Origin of the sequence: Microvirga ossetica (assembly GCF_002741015.1) — a bacterium.
In the GTDB taxonomy this organism is placed as follows: domain Bacteria; phylum Pseudomonadota; class Alphaproteobacteria; order Rhizobiales; family Beijerinckiaceae; genus Microvirga; species Microvirga ossetica.
Genome location: NZ_CP016616.1, coordinates 638729 through 659657 on the forward strand (window position 1 = coordinate 638729; position 20929 = coordinate 659657).

Sequence of the window (20929 nt, forward strand, 5' to 3'; positions counted from 1 at the left end):
CGACGCAGGACCATCAAAGCCGATCGAATAAGTCTAGACAATATCGATCTTTCGCGATTATGTATAGACATTATCGCGACTACACCGGAGCAGGAACATGCGCTTCGATAGGGTCTGGCTCAACGCTCGCCTTGCTACGCTTCAAGATGACGGCCTCGGGATCGTCGAGAACGGGGCCATTGCTGCCAAGGATGGCCGGATTGCCTTTGCCGGACCGGAAAAGGACCTGCCCGGCGGCTGGGATGCGGGCGAGCGAATCGACTGCGAGGGCCGCTGGATCACCCCCGGTCTCGTCGATTGCCACACCCACGTCGTCTATGGCGGCGAACGGGCGCACGAGTTCGAGCTGCGCCTGAAAGGCGCGAGCTACGAGGAGATCGCCCGCGCCGGCGGCGGCATCGTCTCCACCGTCAAGGCCACCCGCGCGGCGAGCGAGGATGAACTCGTGGCAAGTGCCCTGCCCCGCCTCGACCATCTCATCGCCGAGGGCTGCACCTCTATCGAGATCAAGTCGGGCTACGGCCTCGACCTTGACACCGAGGCCCGATCCTTGCGCGCCGCGCGCCGCTTAGGCAGCGAGCGTCCCGTCTCCGTCACCACCACCTTCCTCGGCGCCCATGCCCTGCCGCCGGAGGCGAAAGGCGACAAAGATGCCTTCATCGACAAGATCTGCCGCGAGATGCTGCCCGCACTTGCCCGCGAAGGTCTGGCCAATGCGGTCGACGCCTTCTGCGAGGGCATCGCCTTTTCTCCCGAGCAGACGGCGCGCGTGTTCGATGCTGCGAAGGCGCACGGCCTGCACATCAAGCTCCATGCCGATCAGCTCTCGAACCTGCACGGCGCAAAACTTGCCGCCGATTACGGCGCTCTCTCGGCCGATCATCTCGAATACACGGACGAGGACGGCGCTGTCGCCATGGCGAAGGCCGGCACCGTCGCCGTGCTGCTGCCTGGCGCCTTCTACATGCTGCGCGAAACCAAGCTGCCGCCCATCGCCGCCTTCCGCAAAGCCGGCACGCATATGGCCCTCGCGACCGATTGCAATCCCGGCACCTCGCCGCTGACCTCGCTGCTGCTCACCATGAACATGGGCGCGACGCTGTTCAGGATGACGGTCGAGGAGTGCATCGCCGGCGTCACGCGTGAGGCCGCGCGTGCGCTGGGTCAACTCGACGAGATCGGCACGCTGGAAACCGGCAAGTCCTGCGATCTTGCGATCTGGAATATCGAGCGCCCGGCGGAGCTCGTCTACCGCATCGGATTCAACCCGCTTCACGCCCGCATCTGGAGAGGACAGTGACACAAACCGTAACGCTTCATCCCGGCTCCGTGGCTCTGGCCGACTGGGCCCGGGTCTATTTCGGCGCACAGATTGCACTCGATCAGGATTGCCGCGCCGCCATCGAAGCCGGCGCCAAAACCATCGAGGCCATCGTCGCCAAGGGCGAGCCGGTCTATGGCATCAACACCGGCTTCGGAAAGCTCGCGAGCGTGCGCATCGGCACCGCCGATCTCGCGACGCTCCAGCGCAACATCGTGCTCTCCCATGCCGCCGGCGTCGGCGAGCCCCTTCCCGCTTCCGTCGTGCGGCTCGTGATGGCGCTCAAGCTCGCGAGCCTGGCGCAGGGCGCATCGGGCGTGCGCTGGTCCACCATCGAGCACCTTACGGCGTGCCTGAAAGCGAACCTGATCCCGGTCATTCCCGGTCAGGGGTCGGTCGGCGCGTCCGGCGATCTCGCGCCCCTCTCTCACATGACGGCGGCCCTCATGGGGGTCGGCGAATTCTTCGTCGATAGCGCGCGCGTTCCTGCGGAGTCGGCTCTCGCAAAAGCCGGCCTTACGCCGCTCGTTCTCGGCCCGAAGGAGGGTCTGGCGCTTCTCAACGGCACGCAGGTCTCGACCGCGCTGGCACTGGCCGGCCTGTTCGAAGCCGAGCGCGTGTTCCAGGCGGCTCTCGTCACCGGCGCGCTCGCGACCGATGCGGCCAAGGGTTCCGACGGGCCGTTCGACGAACGCATCCAGAAGCTGCGGCGCCATCGCGGACAGATCGAGGTGGCCGCTTCCTTGCGCGCCCTGATGCAGGGCAGCGCCATCCGCGCTTCGCATCTCACCAACGACGACCGCGTGCAGGATCCCTATTGCCTGCGCTGCCAGCCGCAGGTGATGGGCGCCGTGCTCGACCTGCTTCGACAGGCGGCCGAGACCCTCGGCACGGAGGCGAACGGCGTCTCCGACAACCCGCTCGTCTTCTCGGAGACGGGCGAGGTCATTTCCGGCGGCAATTTCCATGCCGAGCCGGTCGCCTTTGCCGCCGACATGATCGCCATGGCCCTGTGCGAGATCGGATCGCTTGCCGAGCGGCGTATCGCCATGCTGGTCGACCCTGCGCTTTCCGGCCTGCCCGCCTTCCTCACGCCGAAGCCGGGGCTCAACTCAGGCTTCATGATCCCGCAGGTGACGGCGGCCGCTCTCGTCTCCGAGAACAAGCAGCGCGCCTATCCGGCCAGCGTCGACTCCATCCCGACCTCCGCCAACCAGGAGGATCACGTGTCCATGGCCACCCATGGCGCGCGCAGGCTCATGCCCATGGCGGCGAATGTCGCCAACGTCATCGGCATCGAATTGCTCGCCGCCGTCCAGAGCTGCGATTTCCATGCCCCGATGCAATCGAGCGAACGCCTCGAGCGCGCCCGCGCGCTGCTGCGCGCGAAGGTGGCGCATCTCGACGACGACAGACACATGGCGCCCGACATGGAGCGAGCCACGTCTCTTGTCGTATCCGGTACATTGGCCGATGCTGCCGGTGGCGACGTGCTGCCCAGCGTAATGGATGAGGTTCGGGCATGAGCCAACATCCCGACTGGCTCGCCATCGTCCGCGGTGGCGCACCCCTCGTGGTGAGCCTGCCGCATACGGGCACGGACATCCCGGCCGAATATGAAAACGGTCTCGTCTCGCCATGGCTCGCGCGCAAGGATGCGGATTGGTGGATCGAGCGGCTCTACGATTTCGCTGTCGGTCTCGGAGCCACGGCGATCCGCACGGCGATCTCCCGCACGGTGATCGACGTGAACCGCGAACCGTCCGGAATCTCGCTCTATCCGGGCCAGGCGACGACGGAACTCAGCCCCACCACCACCTTCGACGGCGAGTCGCTCTATGAGCCCGGCACCGAGCCGAGTGCGGAGCAGATCGCCGAGCGTCGCGCCCGCTTTTTTGATCCGTATCACGCGGCGCTCAGGACGGAGATCGAGCGGCTTCGGGCGCAGCACAGCAACATCGTGGTCTACGATTGCCACTCGATCCGCTCGGTCATTCCGCGCCTGTTCGAGGGCACCCTGCCCCATTTCAACATCGGCACCAATGGTGGTACCGCTTGCGCCCCTGAGTTGAGCGATGCCATCGAGACGATCTGCATCGGCAGCGGCTTCAGCCATGTGGTCGACGGTCGCTTCAAGGGCGGCTACATCACGCGCAGCCTTGGGCATCCTGAAGCAGGCGTCCACGCCGTTCAGATGGAGCTCGCCTGCCGCGGCTACATGAAAGAGCCACTCGGCCCGGTGGCCGAAGACGAGTGGCCGACGCCATACGACGAGGATTATGCAGCGCCCATGCGCGCGGCGCTCACCCCCATTCTCCAAACCTGTCTCACGTTCGCCCGTTCCAAAGCTTGAGGATCCGTTCCATGACTCGCATCGACAACGCCCGCGTGATCCGCGCTCCCCACGGCACCGAATTGTCGGCCAAGAGCTGGCTGACGGAAGCGCCCCTGCGCATGCTGATGAACAACCTCGACCCCGACGTCGCCGAGAAGCCGGGCGAGCTCGTCGTCTACGGCGGCATCGGCCGCGCCGCGCGCGATTGGGACAGCTTCGACCGCATTGTCGCTGCGCTGAAGAACCTCAATGATGACGAGACGCTGCTCGTGCAGTCGGGCAAGCCCGTCGGCGTGTTCCGCACGCACCCGGATGCGCCGCGCGTGCTGATCGCCAATTCCAACCTCGTGCCGCACTGGGCCACCTGGGACAAGTTCCACGAACTCGACCGCAAGGGGCTCATGATGTACGGCCAGATGACGGCCGGCTCCTGGATCTATATCGGCACTCAAGGCATCGTCCAGGGCACCTACGAGACCTTCGTGGAAGTGGGCCGCCAGCACTACAACGGCGACCTTTCCGGCCGCTGGATTCTCACCGGCGGCCTCGGCGGCATGGGCGGCGCGCAGCCGCTTGCCGCCACCATGGCGGGAGCCTCCTGCCTTGCGGTGGAATGCCAGCCGAGCCGCATCGAGATGCGACTGCGCACGGGCTATGTCGACAGGCGCGCCGACACGCTCGACGAGGCGCTGGCGATCATCGAGCAATCCTGCCGCGACAGGAAGCCGGTCTCGGTCGGTCTCCTCGGCAACGCCGCCGAGATCTTTCCGGAGATCTATCGGCGCGGCATCCGTCCCGATGCGGTCACCGACCAGACCTCCGCGCACGATCCGATCAACGGTTACCTGCCGAAGGGCTGGACGCTTAGCGAGTGGGATTCCAAGCGCGAGAGCGATCCGAAAGCCGTGGAGCACGCTGCGAAGCAATCCATGGCCGAGCACGTGCGCGCCATGCTCGACTTCCACAAGGCGGGCGTGCCAACCCTCGATTACGGCAACAACATCCGCCAGATGGCGAAGGAGGAAGGCGTCGACAACGCCTTCGATTTCCCCGGCTTCGTGCCGGCCTATATCCGCCCGCTCTTCTGCCGCGGCATCGGCCCGTTCCGCTGGGCCGCGCTCTCCGGCGATCCCGAGGACATTTACAAGACCGACGCCAAGGTGAAGGAGCTGCTGCCCGACAACAAGCACCTGCACAACTGGCTCGACATGGCGAAGGAGCGCATTCAGTTCCAGGGCCTGCCGGCGCGCATCTGCTGGGTGGGCTTAGGCGACCGCCATCGCCTCGGCCTCGCCTTCAACGAGATGGTGGCCAAGGGCGAGCTGAAGGCGCCCATCGTGATCGGCCGCGACCATCTCGATTCCGGCTCGGTCGCCAGCCCGAACCGCGAGACGGAAGCCATGAAGGACGGCTCGGACGCGGTTTCCGACTGGCCGCTCCTCAACGCCCTGCTCAACTGCGCTTCCGGCGCGACCTGGGTGTCGCTGCATCACGGCGGCGGCGTTGGCATGGGCTTCTCGCAGCATTCGGGGATGGTGATCGTCTGCGACGGCACGCCGGAAGCGGCCAAGCGCGTCGAGCGCGTGCTCTGGAACGATCCGGCGACCGGCGTGATGCGCCATGCGGATGCGGGCTACGACATCGCCGTCGATTGCGCCCGCGAGCACGGACTCAACCTGCCGAGCCTGCACCGATGACGGCGCGTGTCATCCGCAACGCGGACCTCGTCCGCGTTCCCTGGAAGAACGGCGGCGGCACCACCGCGGAGGTCGCCGCTTTTCCGGAAGGCTCGACTTTCGAGACCTTCGGATGGCGCATCAGCATGGCGGATGTCGCCTCGAACGGACCGTTCTCGGCCTTCCCGGGCATCGACCGCACCCTGATCGTGGTCGAGGGCGACGGCATCGAGCTCGATGTCGAGGGCATCGTCTACCCGCTCGACGCGGCCAATCCCAAGCTGTCGTTTTCCGGCGACGATATCACGACCGGGCGGCTGCTCTCGGGCCCGATCCGCGATCTCAACGTCATGACCCGGCGCGGGCCGTTCCGGCACCGGACGCGCTTCGTGGAATCGGGCGTGGCGCTGCTGTCGGAAGACACGAGTGCCGCCTTCATCGTCGCTCTAGACGGTCCCTTCGACGTCACCTTCGATTCGACGATCCATTCGCTCGATGTGCTCGACACGCTGATGCTGGACGCAACGCAGGACCTGATCCCACTGTCCGGGACCGGCCGGGCGATCCTCATCGAGATCGCGCCCGACGACCCTGAAAGTCTGGATCATGACTCTCCCACTTCATCCTGAGTGTCTGGCATCAATCTCCACCTCATCCTGAGGAGCCTGCGCAGCAGGCGTCTCGAAGGAGGATCCAGTGCTCTCTGGAGCCTCCTTCGAGACGCAGCCTGACGGCTGCTCCTCAGGATGAGGGCCCAGGAGAGCATTACCGGCGGCCAGACGGCGAGGAGCGCAATTTTCGGCGGACGACGCCTAAAACAATGGCAGGCGAAAATGTCTATACATTTGACATTGCCGCTCCGTCATGGTGCCATTCGCCCGCTCGAAAACAGGCCCGACGAAACACGCAGAACCTTCCAGAGGGTGCGGTCGGCGGAGCAAGACAGGAATTTTAAGAGAACGGAGGCTGCGATGAAGGCGGTATTGGGTGGATTGGCCGTGTTGGCCTTGGCGGTCGGTTCCGCCTCGGCGCAGGAGACGAAGGTGGCGGTGGGCATCTCGGGCTGGACGGGCTTTGCGCCCCTGACGCTCGCGAAGGAAGCCGGGATCTTCAAGAAGAACGGCCTCGACGTGACGATCAAGAAGGTGCCGCAGGCGAGCCGCCACCTTGCGATCCAGTCCGGCGACATCCAATGCGCCGCGACCACGGTCGAGACCTGGATCGTCTGGAACGCCAACGGCGTGCCCACCAAGCAGATCTTCCAGCTCGACAAGAGTTACGGCGCCGACGGCATGGTGGTGAAGAACGACATCGCCTCGATCAAGGACATCAAGGGCAAGCAGGTGGCGGCCTCCGCGCCGGGTACGTCGCCCTATTTCGCGCTCTCATGGATGCTGAAGAAGAACGGGCTCTCGGTGAAGGACGTGACGGTCGTCAACATGGAGCCGGGCCCGGCCGCCCAGGCCTTCATCGCCGGGCAGAACGATGCGGCGATGACCTACGAGCCTTATCTCTCCTCCGTTCGTGCCGCGCCGCAATCCGGCAAGATCATCGCCACCACGCTCGACTACCCAATGGTGATGGACACCTTCGGCTGCACGCCGAAATTCCTGGCCGACAAACCGAAGGCCGCGAAGGCTTTCGCCGACAGCTATTTCGAGGCGCTCGAGATGATCGCCAAGGATCAGGCCAAGGCCTACGAGATCATGGGCGCGGATGTGAAGCAGACGGGCGAGGCCTTCGGCAAGTCGGCCCAGTTCCTGCGCTGGCAGGACCGCGAAGCCAACAAGAAGTTCTTCGCCGGCGAGTTCAAGACCTTCTCGGCGGAAGCGGCCGACCTGCTTCTCGAAACCGGCATCATCAAGCAGAAGCCGGACATGGAAGCGCTGGCCGACACCAGCTTCATCCAGTAAAGCCTTCCATATCGCGGCGATGGCCCGCTTCCATGCGGGCCATCGCCTGATCCTTTTCCACCGAGGCCATTCGGAACAGCAGATCCGGACGGCAGAGCGGATTCTTCATGCCTCGTCCTCTCGAACCCGTCAGCCAGGGCACGCGCGTCACGCTCGGCATCTCCTTCTTCGTCCTGTTCGTCGCAGCCTGGGCCTTCGCGACCCTGGGCGGCTTCGTCTCGCGCACCTTCCTTGCCGATCCGATCACCATGGTGCAGGACGGCTGGCTGCTGCTCACCCGTTTCGGTTTCATGGGCGATATCGGCATCACGGTCTGGCGCGTCGTCGGCGGCTTCATCATCGCGGCCATGGTCGCCGTGCCGCTCGGCATCATGATGGGCGCGTACAAGTCCTTTGAAGCGTTTCTAGAGCCCTTCGTGTCCTTCGCCCGCTACCTGCCAGCCTCCGCCTTCGTGCCGCTGCTTATCCTGTGGGCCGGCATCGGCGAGATGCAGAAGCTGCTCGTCATCTTCATCGGATCGGTCTTCCAGATCATCCTGATGGTGGCTGTGGCTGTCGGCAACACGCGCCGCGATCTCGTCGAGGCCGCCTATACGCTCGGGTCCAGCGATCAGGGCGTCGTCAAGCGCGTGCTCATTCCGGCCAATGCGCCGGAGATCGCGGAGATCCTGCGCCTCGTGCTCGGCTGGGCCTGGACCTATGTGATCGTCGCCGAACTCATCGGCTCGTCCTCCGGCATCGGGCACATGATCATCGACAGCCAGGCGCTTCTCGCGACGGGCCAGATGATCTTCGGCATCATCGTCATCGGCATCATCGGGCTGATCTCCGACTTCCTGTTCAAGGCCGCCAATCGCAAGCTCTTTCCGTGGAGGCTCGCATGACCGGCACGATCCTCCAGATCGACAACGTCTCGCGGGTCTTTCCGGGCGTGCGCGGCGGCGCGCCCGTGCGTGCGCTCGAGCCCACGAACCTGCAGGTGGCGCAGAACGATTTCATCACGATCCTCGGCCCCTCCGGCTGCGGAAAATCCACGCTGCTTCGCATCGTCGCCGGCCTCGACCGCCCGAGCAATGGGCGCGTGCTGCTCAACGGCCGCGAGATCAAAGGCCCCGGCGCAGATCGCGGCATGGTGTTCCAGTCCTACACTCTGTTCCCTTGGCTGACGATCGCGGACAACATCGCCTACGGCCTGCGCGAGAAGGGCGTGCCGAAAGCGCAGCGCCGGGAGATCGTCGCCTCCTACACCGAAAAGGTCGGCCTGCGCGGCTTCGAGAACCATTATCCGAAGCAGCTCTCCGGCGGCATGCAGCAGCGCACGGCCATCGCCCGCGCGCTCGCCAACGACCCGGAGATCCTGCTCCTCGACGAGCCCTTCGGCGCCCTCGACAACCAGACCCGCGGCCTGATGCAGGAGCTGCTCCTCGGCATCTGGGAGCGCGAGCGCAAGACGGTTCTCTTCGTCACCCACGACATCGAGGAAGCGATCTTCCTCGCCTCCCGCGTCATCGTCATGTCGGCCCGCCCCGGCCGCATCAAGGCCGACATCCCGGTCGACCTGCCACATCCCCGCCACTACACCATGAAGACGACACCGGAATTCTCCGCCCTGAAGGCACAGCTCACCGAGGAGATCCGCGTCGAGGCCATGCAGGCGGAAGGCGTGCATTGAGTTGATTGCATATCCATAAGGCGCACGAATTATAGCGTCCGTGATATCCTTCAGGGTGAATTGACCCGCCGCCTCGCTCGGGTGACGCTTTTTCGTCTCTGATGCTGGGTGGGCCCGATGCTGAAGTACCTGTTTGCCGGAGCTGTCGTTCTCGCCGGCAGCGCCCCGGCCCTGGCCGATATCGTTATCGACCAGGCCATGATCGCCGGTGGCGAATTGCGTGTTCTTGGCCGGTTGAGCAGGCCGCGTCAGGCGCCTGTCTCGCTCGACGAGCAGTATCAGACGCGATCGGAGGCGAACGGACGGTTCGCCTTTCGCATCATGTATCATCCCGCCACCTGCATCGTGACGATCCAGGCGGAAGAGGAGCAGCGGCAGGTCGTGGTCGGATTTTGCGGGCAACAGGGCCCGGCCGCATCCGACGAGGCTTTGAAGGCCGCTGCGACATCGATCCCCTCCGGCCCCCCGGGCCTGCAAGGCGAGCCGGGCCGCGACGGCGCGCCGGGACCTGCGGGGCCCGCGGGCGCGAAAGGTGAGCCGGGTCCGCAGGGTCTCGTCGGGCCTCCGGGTCCGCAAGGGGAGCGCGGCAGCGAAGGCCCCCAAGGTCCCGCCGGTCTCGTCGGCCCACAGGGACCCGCAGGCCCTGCTGGACCTCCGGGCTCTGCCGGAACGGCCGAAGCGCGCGTGACCTCGGATGGTCAGCCGGGTCCTGTCGGCCCAATCGGTCCTACCGGCCCCGACGGGCCGCCCGGACCCGCAGGCCCGCAAGGACCGCAGGGTCTCGCCGGCCACCAGGGTCCGCAAGGGCCTCAGGGGCTTCCCGGTCCGCGCGGTGAACCCGGCCCGGCCGGACCTCCCGGTTCTGTCGGTCCGGCGGGTCCGATCGGCCTTGCCGGAGCCGTGGGTCCTGTGGGGCCTCCCGGACCGCAGGGCAGCGCCGGAGAGATCGGACCGATCGGCCCTCCGGGCCCTATCGGGCCTATCGGCCCCGCAGGACTGACAGGCCCTATCGGTCCAATCGGACCCGTCGGTCCGGAAGGAAAGGCGGGTCCGGAAGGAAAGGCCGGATCGGCAGGAACGATCCTGCGGGTCCTGGTAAAGGAATGCGCCGCGCAGGCGCGGTGCATGGCCCGCTGCGACGAGGACGAATATCCCGTCAACGGCACCTGCAACCGCGGCGACCGCTTCGACATGGACGAAGCCGGCGTCTATTGCTTTTCCACCAGCGAGAGCCCGAACGGCATGAAAGCGCGGGCGATCTGCGCGAAGAAGTAACGAGACGCACCATTCCGCATCCTGCGAAGTGAAACGATGCAGTGACCGGTCGCGATGCCGCCGGGTCTCAGCTTTCGGTTGATGGTGCGCTTGCTTGCGTGGTGGGGGAAGCGTTCTCGGCCGCTTTCTCGGCCGGCACCTTCGACTTGCGGATTGACTTGCGTGGAGTTGGCATTCGTTGCGCCTTGCGACCCGTGGTTTCTGCCTCGCCCGCCGGGGCTTTCTTCTTCTCGGCGCGTTCGCGATCGGTGGAGACATCTTCCTTGCGAAGCTGCGCCAACCCCTTCTGCACGGTCTTCAGGAAAGCCTCCGCAGGCGATCCTGCCTCTTGAATGACGGTGAGCTTGGTGAGCGTGCGTTCGAGCTTCTCGCCACGCCGGATCGCTTTTGCAGTGAGGACGAGTTCATTGCCGACGACACAGGACTTCTTTGCCATAAAGCTCTCTCTTCGTTGCGGGCGCTCTCGGTTAGCAGCGTTGGCGCATCAAAAACAGTGAAGTTTCTATGACAGTTTGATGACACTTTATCGAGATCACGGAGGCATTGCTCCAAAGGAGCAGTGTCTGTCCATGATCGGGCCATCTCACAGAGCAATAAATTCGCTGGCTAACCTGAAGGGTCTCTTAGCTTTCCCAAGTGAGTGTCGATGAACATTCGTTCGTATTGAGCGATGATGGTCTGAAGCTCGAAGGCCCCGACAGCGTCTGGTGACACGCGCCTACGCCCTGCCTGGGCGAATTGATCGATAGCATCGGCAAGAGCTACCGCAGTGAAATCTCTAGCCAATCGGCATTGAGGAAGCTGCGCGAACAGGCTTTCAAGGCCAGGAACAGGAGTTGCGACGACCGGGGTTCCAAAGGCGAGCGCCTCTATGACGACGTTCGGGAAACCCTCGAAGCGCGAAGACAACAGGAACCCGTCGGCCTGCGAAAAAAAGTGTAGACGTTCGATCTGTGCCCGGCAAAATGCACCCGATGCTGCACTTGCATCCTGCAGGCATGTTGCTCCAATTCCATACGGAGTTGGCCTGCACCCAAGATGGTGAGGTTGATCTCTCGATGCTTTGCGAGCTTGATCGCTTCGATCGCGACGTCAAAGCCCTTTTGCGCCTCCAACCGACCCGCTGAGACGAGATTGAATGCCGCAGGTGCCAGTTCTGCCTCATCAGAAGGATCGGCTGCGCACTTTCGCAGGTGGAAAAGATCAATCGGGTTTCGGATCACAACTCCGGATTTTCGCCGCCATCTGAGACAGGTCGTATAATCATCTTGCATCTCCGGAGACTGGAACACGATCTGATCGGTTGTCGACAAAGCCGCTTTGGTGGCTCCCTGCCAGAGACGAGGAATGCGGCGTCCTGCCACCGCCGCGCTCAGCAAGATTGTCGGTCGGGCGACGAATTTTGTGTGGGATGGCCAGAAGCGACGTGTGATGGCCAATGCCAGGCTGAAGTAGTCCAACGTCGAGAAAACGATATCGGGTTTGTGACTGCGAACGAATCGCGCGATGCTTGGCAAGGACGATCTGACACGTTTCTGCTTAAGGTCGATCAGGTCTATGTCGGCAGGCAGATCCTGTGAGAGCGCGTCACCCTGACGGTTGAGCACCGCAAGCGAAATGTCGAATTTCTCTCTCGAGAGATTTCGAATTATCGTTAACACAACCCGTTCAGCTCCTCCGGCAACCAAGGTTGGCAGGAAGAACAGGATCCGGATGCGTTCACTCGTCACTTGGGTTTACCCGACATTTGAGCGAGTCATATCGATTCACGTGTTGTCATCAGCGGTGTCGAGGCAATCTAGAATCCAATGGTACCGATGGCGGCTTCTGGGTGTGTGAGGTTGCTGGGCGATCCTACGGTATCGCATAAGATCATTCCGACATTACGCACTTGCGGATATTCGACTGGTATCGGATTGAAGCGCGCTATTGTTGCATCGATGTCGATAAGAATGATCGTCGAGATGCTGGCGCTTCCATGAGTCGAGGACGAGAAGCCGCCAAAGATACTCGGAGAAGTCACGGTTGCCGCGGTTGTGCAGGTCGAGCAGACGGCTCGCTCCAGCCACGTCCCAGAGATCGCCCTGACGGGATGCGCCACTCACCAGGCGGTCAGTGATCATCGACCTCCATTGAGCCTGCCGCATCCATGTGCCGATCGGAACTCCGAATCCGCTCTTCCGGGCCTGCGCCGTTCTGGCGGGCAGCCTCAGTTGAGCGAGTTGACGAAGCGGCAGCTTTCCCTCTCTGCCGTTCGTCAATGCCGCAGGGGGCAGCTTCGCAGCCCATTCGACCACTCGGTAGTCCAAGAACGGCGATCTAACCTCGATGGAGCTGGCCATGGAAGCACGATCGACTTTAACCAGCACATCGTCCGGCAGATATAACTGATAATCCAAAGCCCTTTGACGTTAGAGGGGATCGAGTGCTGACCCGTTCTCCCAAGCCACACGCACAGGGTCGAGCACATCGCCGGCCTGAGCAAGGAGATCCCGCGGCAGGATTGAACGAAGCGCGGGATCGCGTGTCAGGCCCTGCCCATCGAAAACCGCAGCCATCTGATCTCTAGGAAGCGTTGCTTTGGCCAAGCGATAGCGGAGGGCCGATTGGAGCGGCATCGCTTGCGATAGCGCATATCCAGCTGCTTTGGCAGCACTCGGAACTCGACTTATCCAGCCATGTCGCGCTGCTTCGAGATAGCGCCGATACCCACCGAACGCCTCGTCTCCGCCGTCTCCCGACAGGAAGACGGTCGCGTGCTCGGAGGCTGCAGAGCAAAGAAGCATGGTCGGCAGAGCCGATGCATCGCCAAAGGGCTCGTCGAACGTCCATGAAAGACTATCGACATCATCGATGCTCGCCGCGCGTTGCTGCAGAACCTTCAGCTTCAATCCAAGATGCGCCGCCGTTTCCTGGGCGATCGACGTTTCGTCAAACGACTCTTCAGCAAAGCCGACAGTCAGAGCGAGAGGTGGGGCGCTAGACTCAGCCGCGAACGATGCTACGAGCCCGCTATCGATTCCCCCGGACAGAAATATGCCGACGGGCACGTCGCTTCGGAGGCGAATTTTGGCGGCGTCGGCCAGGAGCTCATGGAACTCGGACAACTGGTCCGTCGTGAGGGGACCCGAGTTGGAACCTGGAGCGATATCGATGGACCAATAGCGTGTGGGATTGAGGGTCGGTCTGTCCAGGGAGCCCACAGCATACGTGCCGGCTTCCAGCTTCCCGTAACCTTCCAAGATGCATGAACTGGCCGGGATGTAACCAAGTGAGAGGAACTCCAGAACGGCCTTCCGATTGATCGTTCTCGTGGCGTCCGGCCAAGCAAGGAGACCTTTCAGTTCGGACGCGAAGCGGAGTTTTCCTCCCTGATTGTACCAATAGAGAGGCTTCACCCCAAGGCGATCGCGCGCAAGAAGAAAAGTTCTTTTCGTCAAATCGACAAAGGCAAATGCGAACATGCCGTTCAAGCGCGACAACGCAGAAGGGCCACAGCGTAAGAGGAGCTGCAAGAGCACTTCGGTGTCGGATTCGCTCCGAAACGTCACACCGTCATGTTCAAGGGCGCGGCGAAGCTCCAGATAGTTGTAAATCTCACCGTTGAAGACCAACCAGTGACGCCCGTCAGGTGTGCACATGGGCTGGTGGCCTGCAGGACTCAGATCCAGGATTGCAAGCCGTCGAAAGCCGAGCATCCAATTGTTGCCGCGTTCGAGTCCGTAGTCGTCTGGACCTCGGTGCTCCAGGACGTTCAGCAATCCGGAGTATATGTCAGCGTTTGTTGAAGACTGGGGAGATCCGAACTCGCCGAATATGCCGCACATGTCTGCCTGCCTCTTCCCCCCGGTGCCGTTTCTTGTTGGCTGCAGTACGGAACCTGCATTTTCTTTGAATCTGACTTAGCAGGCGATGAAATGCAGAAAACTCGGAACCATTCATTCTATTCACACAGCCCTCGGTCTTAAGAGGCGTCGTTATTTTACGCCTGTGTGGCCGGTCCGTGACCTACTCTTCATCGAGCCTCACTCGAATGCGGGTATGAGATCTTGTTGCGTCTGTCGACTTGCAACAATCCAGTTGTAACCAGTCAATCCACCCCACCCTCATCGGTAAGAAAGTAGATCCTGCAAGCAGAGCATATGCACGTCGGCTCGAAGCTAATTTCTATTTGGGTTCCGAACGACCGCACAAGGCTACCAATTGTGGTACGTCTTAAGGGAGCGACGCCCCGCTGACCTTCGCCCCGGACACTGGATCAGCGAAAGTGGGAATGTTCCAGTCATCTCTCCCGACGGGACAACGGCAATGGACCAAGAGTTGCCCAAATTTTCGGAGCGGCAGATCGCCGGTCTCCTCAAGCAGATCGATGACGACCTGAGCGCCCGGGATCTCGCATCAGACCTGACGTCGATCGCGCAAGAGGTGCGGCTTCCGGTGGATGGTCTGCGAGGTATGTTCCAGATCTCGATCCGAAGAGCCTGCCATGAGCTAAGATTCCGGAAGTTCTCCGATTTCTACCGGTCGCCGATCATCGCAGGCTGCATTGACCAGACGCATCTGAGAGATCGTCGAGACTTCCCGCTCTACAGCGATTGCATCCCTGTTGCGGTGGGAAGGAGATCACCCGCGAACCGCAACTGTGTGGAGTGGCCTCATTTCAAAGAAGGCATGCAGTCCCAGCCCTGCAGAGGCTCAGCAGCCGGCACAGCCGCAATAGGGGACAGCGAGTATGAAATATATTTCAAGGAGATGATTGGTGCCCAGGGGCGGAGTGCTATTTTCGAAATAGCGCAACAACCCCAACCATTTACGTTGCCAAACCTTTGTCGGCTACCCCGCAGAATCTCGTATTCTCCCGTTCGGCTTGCCAAACCCTATAGTTGCCCTGCCATTGCGCAGGGGTGAGGGCAATACTCGAATCGCCAACCTAAGGCAGCCAGCCGCCCTCCCCCAGACCTCCCGCCGATGATGAGTAAGCTTAGGACCATCCAGGGCAGGAAGGGTTGAATTAGGGAGGTCCAGTTCACTTTCACTGGACTTCCACTGACCTAACACCACCTCGCCCGAGCCGTTAAGTCTGCTCCCGCGCATGCACCTGAGCAGGAGGAGCCATCGCCTCGACTGCGGTAAATGTCTCCAGAATGCGGTAGGTATGCTCGGCTCCAGCAGGCACCACCCAGGAGTCGCCGGGCTCCAGCCGCACAGTCTGCCCCTCGATCTCTAGTTCCGCCCGTCCGGAAATCACGTAGCCAGCCACCTCATACTCGTGCTTGCGGCTAGGTTTATCTTGAGTCGGGGCTCATCCCGCCAGAGCCGGATGGACACCCGTTTGCCGGACGCGAGGTAGACCTCGCCTTGTTCGCCAGTCAGTGAGTGGGCGCTGCTTACCTTTGTGACTGTCGTGTCAGTCATCGTGCACTTCCAAATTGCAAGCCGCCTTGGCAGGGCGAGCATCGTCACTTTGTTCCGCAGAGACCTCCGACACTGGGGCATAGACGCAGCGGCGGGCCACGGCTTTCTTCTAGTTGCTTGGCCCCTTCGGTGGCCCCTCGACCCAATGCACGTCCCACGGTCCATCGACAGTGATGAAGAGCAGGGTTCCCTCATCAGGTTTGGTCCATGCCTCATGGACCAGCTTACTCGGGACATAGTTGAACGACCCTGGCCCAAGTTCCTCCCGGTTTCCATCATGAGCCATGATGAAGGTGCCAGAGACGACGGTGTGAGTCTCATTGGCAGTGTGCCAGTGCTTTGGCACATGGAAGTTCTGCGGCACCCGAATCATGAGCTTGGTCGCACCGGTCTTCTGATCAACGTGCAGGATCGTGATCTCCGGAGAGCCAGCCCCAAGCTCGGGGACGGTCTTGTCCCACTTCATGTCCTGAAAGTTCAGGTAAATCGCATGATCAGAAGCGGTGCTGTGTGATTGTCCCGTCTGAGCCGTTGCTGGGCTAAGGGCGGCGATCACGGCCACGGTGGCAAGGAGAATTCTCATGGCAGCCTCCACCAAGTGTTGGCAGGCGATCTCTACGGGAACAAGGACATGCTCACGGCAAGGCTAAGCCCCGCAGAGATATCTTACCACACACCGGGCGCTTCCAATCTACAAGCGCAGAGAGGTGAGTGGACCTCGACCATGGATCAGCGCAAACTACCCTTGTGGGCATGTGAGCGTGACCATGGCCGATCCGCACCCAAAGTCGCAGCGAAGGCTCGCAGCCATCCTCGCTGCTGATGTTGTAGGCTCGTCGCACCTCATGGAAGCCGACGAGGAAGGCACGCTGTCAGCCATTCGGGCAATCCTGTCCGAGATCATCGAACCCACCGCCTCTCGGTATCGAGGGCGCATTGTGAAGACCATGGGCGACGGAGTGCTCCTGGAGTTCGCAAGCCCAGTTGAAGCTGTCCTGTGCGCAGTGGAGGTCCAGGCTGGGATCGCCGACCGGGCCGAGCACCAACCCGGAGATCAGGTTGTCCAGCTACGAATGGGCGTCAACCTGGGCGATATTCTCATCAGCGAAGATGGTGACATCTTCGGAGACAGCGTGAACGTGGCCGTTCGCCTGGAAAGCATCGCCGATCCTGGGGGCATCTGCATTTCGGGCAAAGTCTATGACGAGCTACAGGGGAAGCTCGGCCTTTCGTTTGAGGACAGGGGCGAACAGCATCTCAAGAACATCGCCCGCCCTATCAGGGTCTACGCACTGCGTGGAACCAATCCGGTCTCGAAAATCGTGCCAAGATTCTCCCTTCCTGATAAGCCTTTCATTGCCGTCCTGCCCTTCACGAACATGAGCGGCGACCCCAAGCAGGAGTATTTTGCAGACGGAATTACGGAGGACCTGATCGCGGCGCTCTCCCGCTGTCGCTGGCTCTTCGTTATCGCCCGCAACTCCAGCTTTGCACTCAAGGGCCGAGCCCTGGACATGAAGGAAGTCAGCCACCAGCTTGGCGTCCGGTACGTGCTGGAGGGCTCCATCCGCAAGGCAGGCAATCGCGTGCGCATCACGGCCCAATTGGTTGAGGCTGTTATGGGTACCGACATCTGGGCTGGACGCTTCGACCGCGACCTGACGGACATCTTTGCATTACAAGATGAGATCACAGAGAGCGTCGTGTCAGCCATCGAGCCCAACTTGCGAGCGGCTGAGATTGAGCGAGCCAGGGCAAAGGCAACCGACAATCTGGAGGCGTATGATCTCTACCTTCGCGCCCTACCCGAGTTCTACGCCTTTACCGAACCGGGCTTTCATAGGGCCGAGGCGCTCTTGCGACAAGCCGTTGAACGTGATCCTGGCTTTGCTGACGCCTGGGGTGCGCTCGCCGATTGCCGAGGCCGCCTGATGGTCGGAGGTTGGACCAACGACTGGGATGCGGATGCGGCCCGTAACCGGGAGGCCGCTCTGCAAGCGGTTCAGTGCGATCCAGACAATGGAGTGGTTCTCTCCGTAGCAGCATGGTCGTTGACCTCGCTGTCAGGCGTGCTGGACCAAGCCATCACGTTTTGCGAGCGCGCTCTGTATCTTCAGCCGAACTCATCGAATGTGCTGACGAACTGCGGGTGGGTGCTCGTCTACAACGATGAGAGCGAGCGAGCCCTGGCCTGCCTGGAGAAGGCACATCGGCTGAATCCGCTGGACCCACGAGGCTACATCACTCTGAATGGCATGGGGGCTGCGCACTTCCTGGAGAGACGGTTCAAGGAGGCGGAACAGTTCACGCGGCGAGCCCTGGAGATGAACCCCGGTCATCCTATCTCGCTTCGCTATCTGACGGCGGCGCTCGCGCAAATGGGGAGGCTGGCTGAGGCAACGGAAGTTGGGCACTTGTTGAAATCCACTCGCTGGGAAGCAATGCGTGTCCACTTGCACCGGTCGTGCTATCGCAACCCTGAGAAGCGGGAACTCCTTTTCGAGGGTCTGCGGATGGCCGGCTTACCCCTGTGACACTCTCCCACTCCAACTCGCCCACGACCAACCGCGCCTGCCTGATCGGGATTGGCAAATCGGTTCGATCAAGCGCCCATTGGCATCCATCAGATCGCCTTTGTCGCAGAGGAGATCGCAGCTATACTGCCGCCGAGTGGTTGTGGTCCACATCGCCGTTCTGGAAAACCCCTTGGAATCTCGGCTGTTTGAGCCAGTCAGCTATTCTCGGCAACGGTTCTAACGTACCCATGTTGGTAGGATGTTGCAATGCAGCCCGAGACTCGCTATGCGAGAAGTGGCGATCTTCACATCGCCTATCAGGTCTTTGGCGCTGGCTCCGTCGATCTCGTGATCGTGCCGGGGTTCATCTCGAACGTGGAGGAGACCTGGGACAATCCGAGCGCAGCGCGCTGTGAGAACGGCGGTGCAAAATTTGACCACGGTAGCGGCGGGATAGACCCGCTGCGGGCGGCGTAAAAGTCGTCCACCTATTCCCTTTCTGCCGGTTGCAGGGAGGGCTGGGGGATTTTCACCGTGGAACTTTACCGGAAGGTTCGGCTGGCGTGCTCTGAAGGCATGAGCCAGCGCGAGGCGGCGAAGCATTTCAACATATCGCGCGACAGCGTTCGCAAGATGATGGCCTATGCGGAGCCGCCCGGCTATCGGCGTCATGCTCCTGTCCGGCGCCCGAAGCTGGAAACGTTCGTCCCGATCATCGATGCCTGGCTGGAGGGCGATCGGTCGGTTCACCGCAAGCAACGCCATACGGCGAAGCGGGTGTTTGACCGGCTCCGGGAGGAGCATGGGTTCACCGGCGGCTATACGACGATCAAAGACTACATCCGCGAGCGCGAGCGGCGATGCCAGGAGATGTTTGTGCCGCTGTCGCACCCACCCGGCCATGCGCAGGCCGACTTCGGGGAGGCGGTGGTCGTGATCGGCGGGGTGGAGCAGAAAGCGCATTTCTTCGTGCTTGATCTTCCGCACAGCGATGCGTGTTTCGTCCGGGCCTATCCCGCGGCTGTGTCTGAGGCCTGGGTGGACGGCCACATCCAGGCCTTTGCCTTCTTCGGTGCGGTGCCGCAGTCGGTGCTCTATGACAATGACCGCTGCCTGGTGGCAAAGATCCTGCCGGACGGGACGCGCAAGCGGGCGGCGTTGTTCAGTGGTTTCCTGTCGCACTACGTGATCCGGGATCGCTACGGTCGTCCGGGCAAGGGGAACGACAAAGGGAATGTGGAGGGCCTCGTCGGTTATTCCCGTCGCAACTTCATGGTGCCAATCCCGAACTTCCCGAGCTGGGAGACCTTCAACACCTGGCTGGAGGGGCAATGTCGCAAGCGGCAGGATGACAAGCTGCGGGGGCCGGCCGAGACGATCGGCCAGCGCCTGCAGCGGGATACCGCGGCCATGCGTCCCCTGCCGGCCTCGCCATTTGAGGCCTGCGATCAGGCCAGCGGGCGCGTCTCATCGCAGTCGCTCGTGCGCTACAAGACCAACGACTACTCGGTGCCCGTGGCCTGGGGCCATCAGGATGTCTGGATCCGGGGCTATGTCGACGAGGTGGTGATCGGCTGCCGCAGCGAGGTCATTGCGCGCCATCCCCGCAGCTACGAGCGGGAAGAGGTGATCTTTAATCCGCTACATTACCTCCCGTTGATCGAGAACAAGATCAACGCACTCGATCAGGCCGCTCCTTTGCAGGGATGGGACCTGCCCGAGGAGTTCGCGACCTTGCGCGGCTTGATGGAAGTCCGCATGAACAAGCAGGGCCGGCGCGAATATGTGCAGGTGCTGCGGCTGCTGGAACTCTTCAATCTCCCGGATCTCCATGCTGCGGTGAAGCAGGCCCTGCAGATGGGGGCGATCGGCTTCGATGCGGTCAAGCATCTGGTCCTGTGCCGGGTGGAGCGCAGACCGCCGCGGCTGGACCTCGATGTTTACCCCTATCTGCCGAAAGCCAGGGTCGAGAAGACATCGGCGGCGGCCTATATGTGCCTGATCTCGGAGGATGCCGCATGAGCGCTGAAGCTCCCGAGATTTTGCTCGCCCACCACCTCAAGGCGCTCAAACTGCCCACATTCCTGCGCGAGCACCAGAAGCTGGCCCGCCAATGCGCCACCGAGGGGCTTGACCATGTCCGCTTCTTGGCCCGGCTCGTGGAGATGGAGCTGATCGACCGCGAGCGGCGGATGGTCGAGCGGCGCATCAAGACCGCGAAGTTCCCGGCCGTCAAAAGCCTCGACAGCTTCGACTTCGCCGCCATCCCGAGACTGAACAAGATGCAGGTCCTAGAGCTGGCGCGTGGCGAGTGGATCGAGCGGCGCGAGAATGTCATTGCCCTCGGCCCCTCCGGCACCGGCAAGACCCATATCGCCCTGGGGCTCGGGCTGGCCGCCTGCCAAAGGGGACTGTCCGTCGGCTTCACCACAGCCTCTGCCCTGGTCAGCGAGATGATGGAGGCCCGTGACGAGCGCCGCCTGCTTCGTCTCCAGAGGCAGATGGCCGGATACAAGCTGCTGATCATCGACGAACTGGGCTTCGTGCCCCTCTCGAAGACCGGGGCGGAGCTGCTGTTCGAGCTGATCTCGCGACGCTACGAACGCGGCGCCACCCTCATAACCAGCAATCTGCCCTTTGACGAATGGACCGAGACCCTTGGCTCAGAACGCCTTACGGGCGCACTTCTCGACCGACTGACCCACCATGTCAGCATCCTCGAGATGAACGGCGAGAGCTACCGTCTTGCTCATAGCCGATCGCGCAAACGGCAAACATCGTCCTGAAATCAACCCGATGACAATTG

The 20929-nt window shown here is 62.2% G+C and carries 19 protein-coding genes and 1 pseudogene; 14 read left to right on the top strand and 6 right to left on the bottom strand.

What is annotated here, in order from left to right; translation table 11 throughout:
* The first annotated feature begins 97 nt into the window (after positions 1 to 97).
* From hutI to BB934_RS02835, 9 genes are all read left to right on the top strand, one after another.
* On the top strand, positions 98 to 1300 hold the full coding sequence (gene hutI / locus BB934_RS02795) for an imidazolonepropionase (RefSeq protein WP_099508268.1): 1203 nt from the start codon (positions 98 to 100) through the stop codon (positions 1298 to 1300).
* Positions 1297 to 2847: a histidine ammonia-lyase gene (gene hutH, locus BB934_RS02800; protein WP_099508269.1), complete on the top strand. Its 1551-nt coding sequence runs from the start codon at positions 1297 to 1299 to the stop codon at positions 2845 to 2847. The genes hutI and hutH overlap by 4 nt, the downstream gene beginning before the upstream one ends.
* Complete coding sequence (hutG, locus tag BB934_RS02805; protein ID WP_099508270.1) at positions 2844 to 3674, top strand: N-formylglutamate deformylase; 831 nt, start codon at positions 2844 to 2846, stop codon at positions 3672 to 3674. Before hutH ends, hutG begins: the two co-directional genes overlap by 4 nt.
* Before the next feature lie 11 nt (positions 3675 to 3685).
* Positions 3686 to 5353 (top strand): urocanate hydratase, encoded by a 1668-nt coding sequence (hutU, locus tag BB934_RS02810; protein ID WP_099508271.1) that lies wholly within the window; start codon positions 3686 to 3688, stop codon positions 5351 to 5353.
* Positions 5350 to 5961: a HutD/Ves family protein gene (locus BB934_RS02815; protein ID WP_099508272.1), complete on the top strand. Its 612-nt coding sequence runs from the start codon at positions 5350 to 5352 to the stop codon at positions 5959 to 5961. The genes hutU and BB934_RS02815 overlap by 4 nt, the downstream gene beginning before the upstream one ends.
* 342 nt (positions 5962 to 6303) lie before the next feature.
* Positions 6304 to 7245 (top strand): ABC transporter substrate-binding protein, encoded by a 942-nt coding sequence (locus tag BB934_RS02820; RefSeq protein ID WP_099508273.1) that lies wholly within the window; start codon positions 6304 to 6306, stop codon positions 7243 to 7245.
* Positions 7246 to 7352: 107 nt separating this feature from the next.
* Positions 7353 to 8129, top strand: coding sequence for an ABC transporter permease (locus BB934_RS02825; RefSeq protein ID WP_099508274.1), 777 nt, complete (start codon positions 7353 to 7355; stop codon positions 8127 to 8129).
* Positions 8126 to 8917 carry an ABC transporter ATP-binding protein gene (locus BB934_RS02830; protein WP_099508275.1) on the top strand — a complete coding sequence of 264 codons (792 nt, stop codon included), beginning with the start codon at positions 8126 to 8128 and terminating at the stop codon, positions 8915 to 8917. Before BB934_RS02825 ends, BB934_RS02830 begins: the two co-directional genes overlap by 4 nt.
* Before the next feature lie 117 nt (positions 8918 to 9034).
* A complete protein-coding gene (locus BB934_RS02835) occupies positions 9035 to 10192 on the top strand; it encodes a collagen-like domain-containing protein (RefSeq protein ID WP_099508276.1) in 1158 nt (385 codons plus the stop codon).
* A gap of 67 nt (positions 10193 to 10259) precedes the next feature.
* On the opposite strand, the gene BB934_RS02840 is transcribed toward BB934_RS02835, so the two are convergent.
* The 4 genes and pseudogenes from BB934_RS02840 to asnB form a co-directional block, all read right to left on the bottom strand.
* On the bottom strand, positions 10260 to 10628 hold the full coding sequence (locus BB934_RS02840; protein ID WP_099508277.1) for a hypothetical protein: 369 nt from the start codon (positions 10626 to 10628) through the stop codon (positions 10260 to 10262).
* A 170-nt stretch (positions 10629 to 10798) separates the two neighbouring features.
* Positions 10799 to 11922, bottom strand: a pseudogene (locus tag BB934_RS02850) (glycosyltransferase).
* Positions 11923 to 12075: 153 nt separating this feature from the next.
* A complete protein-coding gene (locus BB934_RS02855) occupies positions 12076 to 12591 on the bottom strand; it encodes an asparagine synthase-related protein (RefSeq protein ID WP_099508280.1) in 516 nt (171 codons plus the stop codon).
* 12 nt (positions 12592 to 12603) lie between these two features.
* The gene (asnB, locus tag BB934_RS02860; protein WP_099508281.1) at positions 12604 to 14019 is read right to left on the bottom strand and encodes an asparagine synthase (glutamine-hydrolyzing); all 1416 of its coding nucleotides are present in this window, start codon (positions 14017 to 14019) and stop codon (positions 12604 to 12606) included.
* Positions 14020 to 14500: 481 nt separating this feature from the next.
* Here asnB and BB934_RS02865 point away from each other — a divergent pair, with 481 nt between their 5' ends.
* Positions 14501 to 15100, top strand: coding sequence for a hypothetical protein (locus BB934_RS02865; protein WP_099508282.1), 600 nt, complete (start codon positions 14501 to 14503; stop codon positions 15098 to 15100).
* Positions 15101 to 15266: 166 nt separating this feature from the next.
* Here BB934_RS02865 and BB934_RS50510 read toward each other — a convergent pair whose 3' ends face one another.
* The gene (locus BB934_RS50510) at positions 15267 to 15452 is read right to left on the bottom strand and encodes a cupin domain-containing protein (RefSeq protein WP_335645598.1); all 186 of its coding nucleotides are present in this window, start codon (positions 15450 to 15452) and stop codon (positions 15267 to 15269) included.
* A gap of 264 nt (positions 15453 to 15716) precedes the next feature.
* Complete coding sequence (locus tag BB934_RS02875; RefSeq protein ID WP_099508283.1) at positions 15717 to 16190, bottom strand: cupin domain-containing protein; 474 nt, start codon at positions 16188 to 16190, stop codon at positions 15717 to 15719.
* 184 nt (positions 16191 to 16374) lie between these two features.
* On the opposite strand from BB934_RS02875, the gene BB934_RS02880 reads away from it, so the two are divergent.
* The 4 genes from BB934_RS02880 (at position 16375) to istB (ending at position 20909) form a co-directional block, all read left to right on the top strand.
* Positions 16375 to 18141 carry an adenylate/guanylate cyclase domain-containing protein gene (locus BB934_RS02880; RefSeq protein WP_099508284.1) on the top strand — a complete coding sequence of 589 codons (1767 nt, stop codon included), beginning with the start codon at positions 16375 to 16377 and terminating at the stop codon, positions 18139 to 18141.
* 249 nt (positions 18142 to 18390) lie between these two features.
* A complete protein-coding gene (locus tag BB934_RS02885; RefSeq protein WP_099508285.1) occupies positions 18391 to 18600 on the top strand; it encodes a hypothetical protein in 210 nt (69 codons plus the stop codon).
* A gap of 57 nt (positions 18601 to 18657) precedes the next feature.
* Positions 18658 to 20145: an IS21 family transposase gene (istA, locus tag BB934_RS02890; RefSeq protein WP_157933989.1), complete on the top strand. Its 1488-nt coding sequence runs from the start codon at positions 18658 to 18660 to the stop codon at positions 20143 to 20145.
* Positions 20142 to 20909, top strand: coding sequence for an IS21-like element helper ATPase IstB (istB, locus tag BB934_RS02895; RefSeq protein WP_099508287.1), 768 nt, complete (start codon positions 20142 to 20144; stop codon positions 20907 to 20909). The genes istA and istB overlap by 4 nt, the downstream gene beginning before the upstream one ends.
* Positions 20910 to 20929: the final 20 nt, after the last annotated feature.

Bases quoted from the DNA above. Each gene is read 5' to 3' on its own strand.
- BB934_RS02820 (WP_099508273.1), top strand. From the start codon at position 6,304: ATGAAGGCGGTATTGGGTGGATTGGCCGTGTTGGCCTTGGCGGTCGGT.
- BB934_RS02865 (WP_099508282.1), top strand. From the start codon at position 14,501: ATGGACCAAGAGTTGCCCAAATTTTCGGAGCGGCAGATCGCCGGTCTC.
- hutU (WP_099508271.1), top strand. From the start codon at position 3,686: ATGACTCGCATCGACAACGCCCGCGTGATCCGCGCTCCCCACGGCACC.
- BB934_RS02875 (WP_099508283.1), bottom strand. From the start codon at position 16,190: ATGAGAATTCTCCTTGCCACCGTGGCCGTGATCGCCGCCCTTAGCCCA.
- BB934_RS02840 (WP_099508277.1), bottom strand. From the start codon at position 10,628: ATGGCAAAGAAGTCCTGTGTCGTCGGCAATGAACTCGTCCTCACTGCA.
- BB934_RS02835 (WP_099508276.1), top strand. From the start codon at position 9,035: ATGCTGAAGTACCTGTTTGCCGGAGCTGTCGTTCTCGCCGGCAGCGCC.
- hutG (WP_099508270.1), top strand. From the start codon at position 2,844: ATGAGCCAACATCCCGACTGGCTCGCCATCGTCCGCGGTGGCGCACCC.
- BB934_RS02885 (WP_099508285.1), top strand. From the start codon at position 18,391: ATGCAGCCCGAGACTCGCTATGCGAGAAGTGGCGATCTTCACATCGCC.
- BB934_RS02825 (WP_099508274.1), top strand. From the start codon at position 7,353: ATGCCTCGTCCTCTCGAACCCGTCAGCCAGGGCACGCGCGTCACGCTC.
- BB934_RS02880 (WP_099508284.1), top strand. From the start codon at position 16,375: ATGGCCGATCCGCACCCAAAGTCGCAGCGAAGGCTCGCAGCCATCCTC.
- hutI (WP_099508268.1), top strand. From the start codon at position 98: ATGCGCTTCGATAGGGTCTGGCTCAACGCTCGCCTTGCTACGCTTCAA.
- BB934_RS02815 (WP_099508272.1), top strand. From the start codon at position 5,350: ATGACGGCGCGTGTCATCCGCAACGCGGACCTCGTCCGCGTTCCCTGG.
- asnB (WP_099508281.1), bottom strand. From the start codon at position 14,019: ATGTGCGGCATATTCGGCGAGTTCGGATCTCCCCAGTCTTCAACAAAC.
- BB934_RS02830 (WP_099508275.1), top strand. From the start codon at position 8,126: ATGACCGGCACGATCCTCCAGATCGACAACGTCTCGCGGGTCTTTCCG.
- istB (WP_099508287.1), top strand. From the start codon at position 20,142: ATGAGCGCTGAAGCTCCCGAGATTTTGCTCGCCCACCACCTCAAGGCG.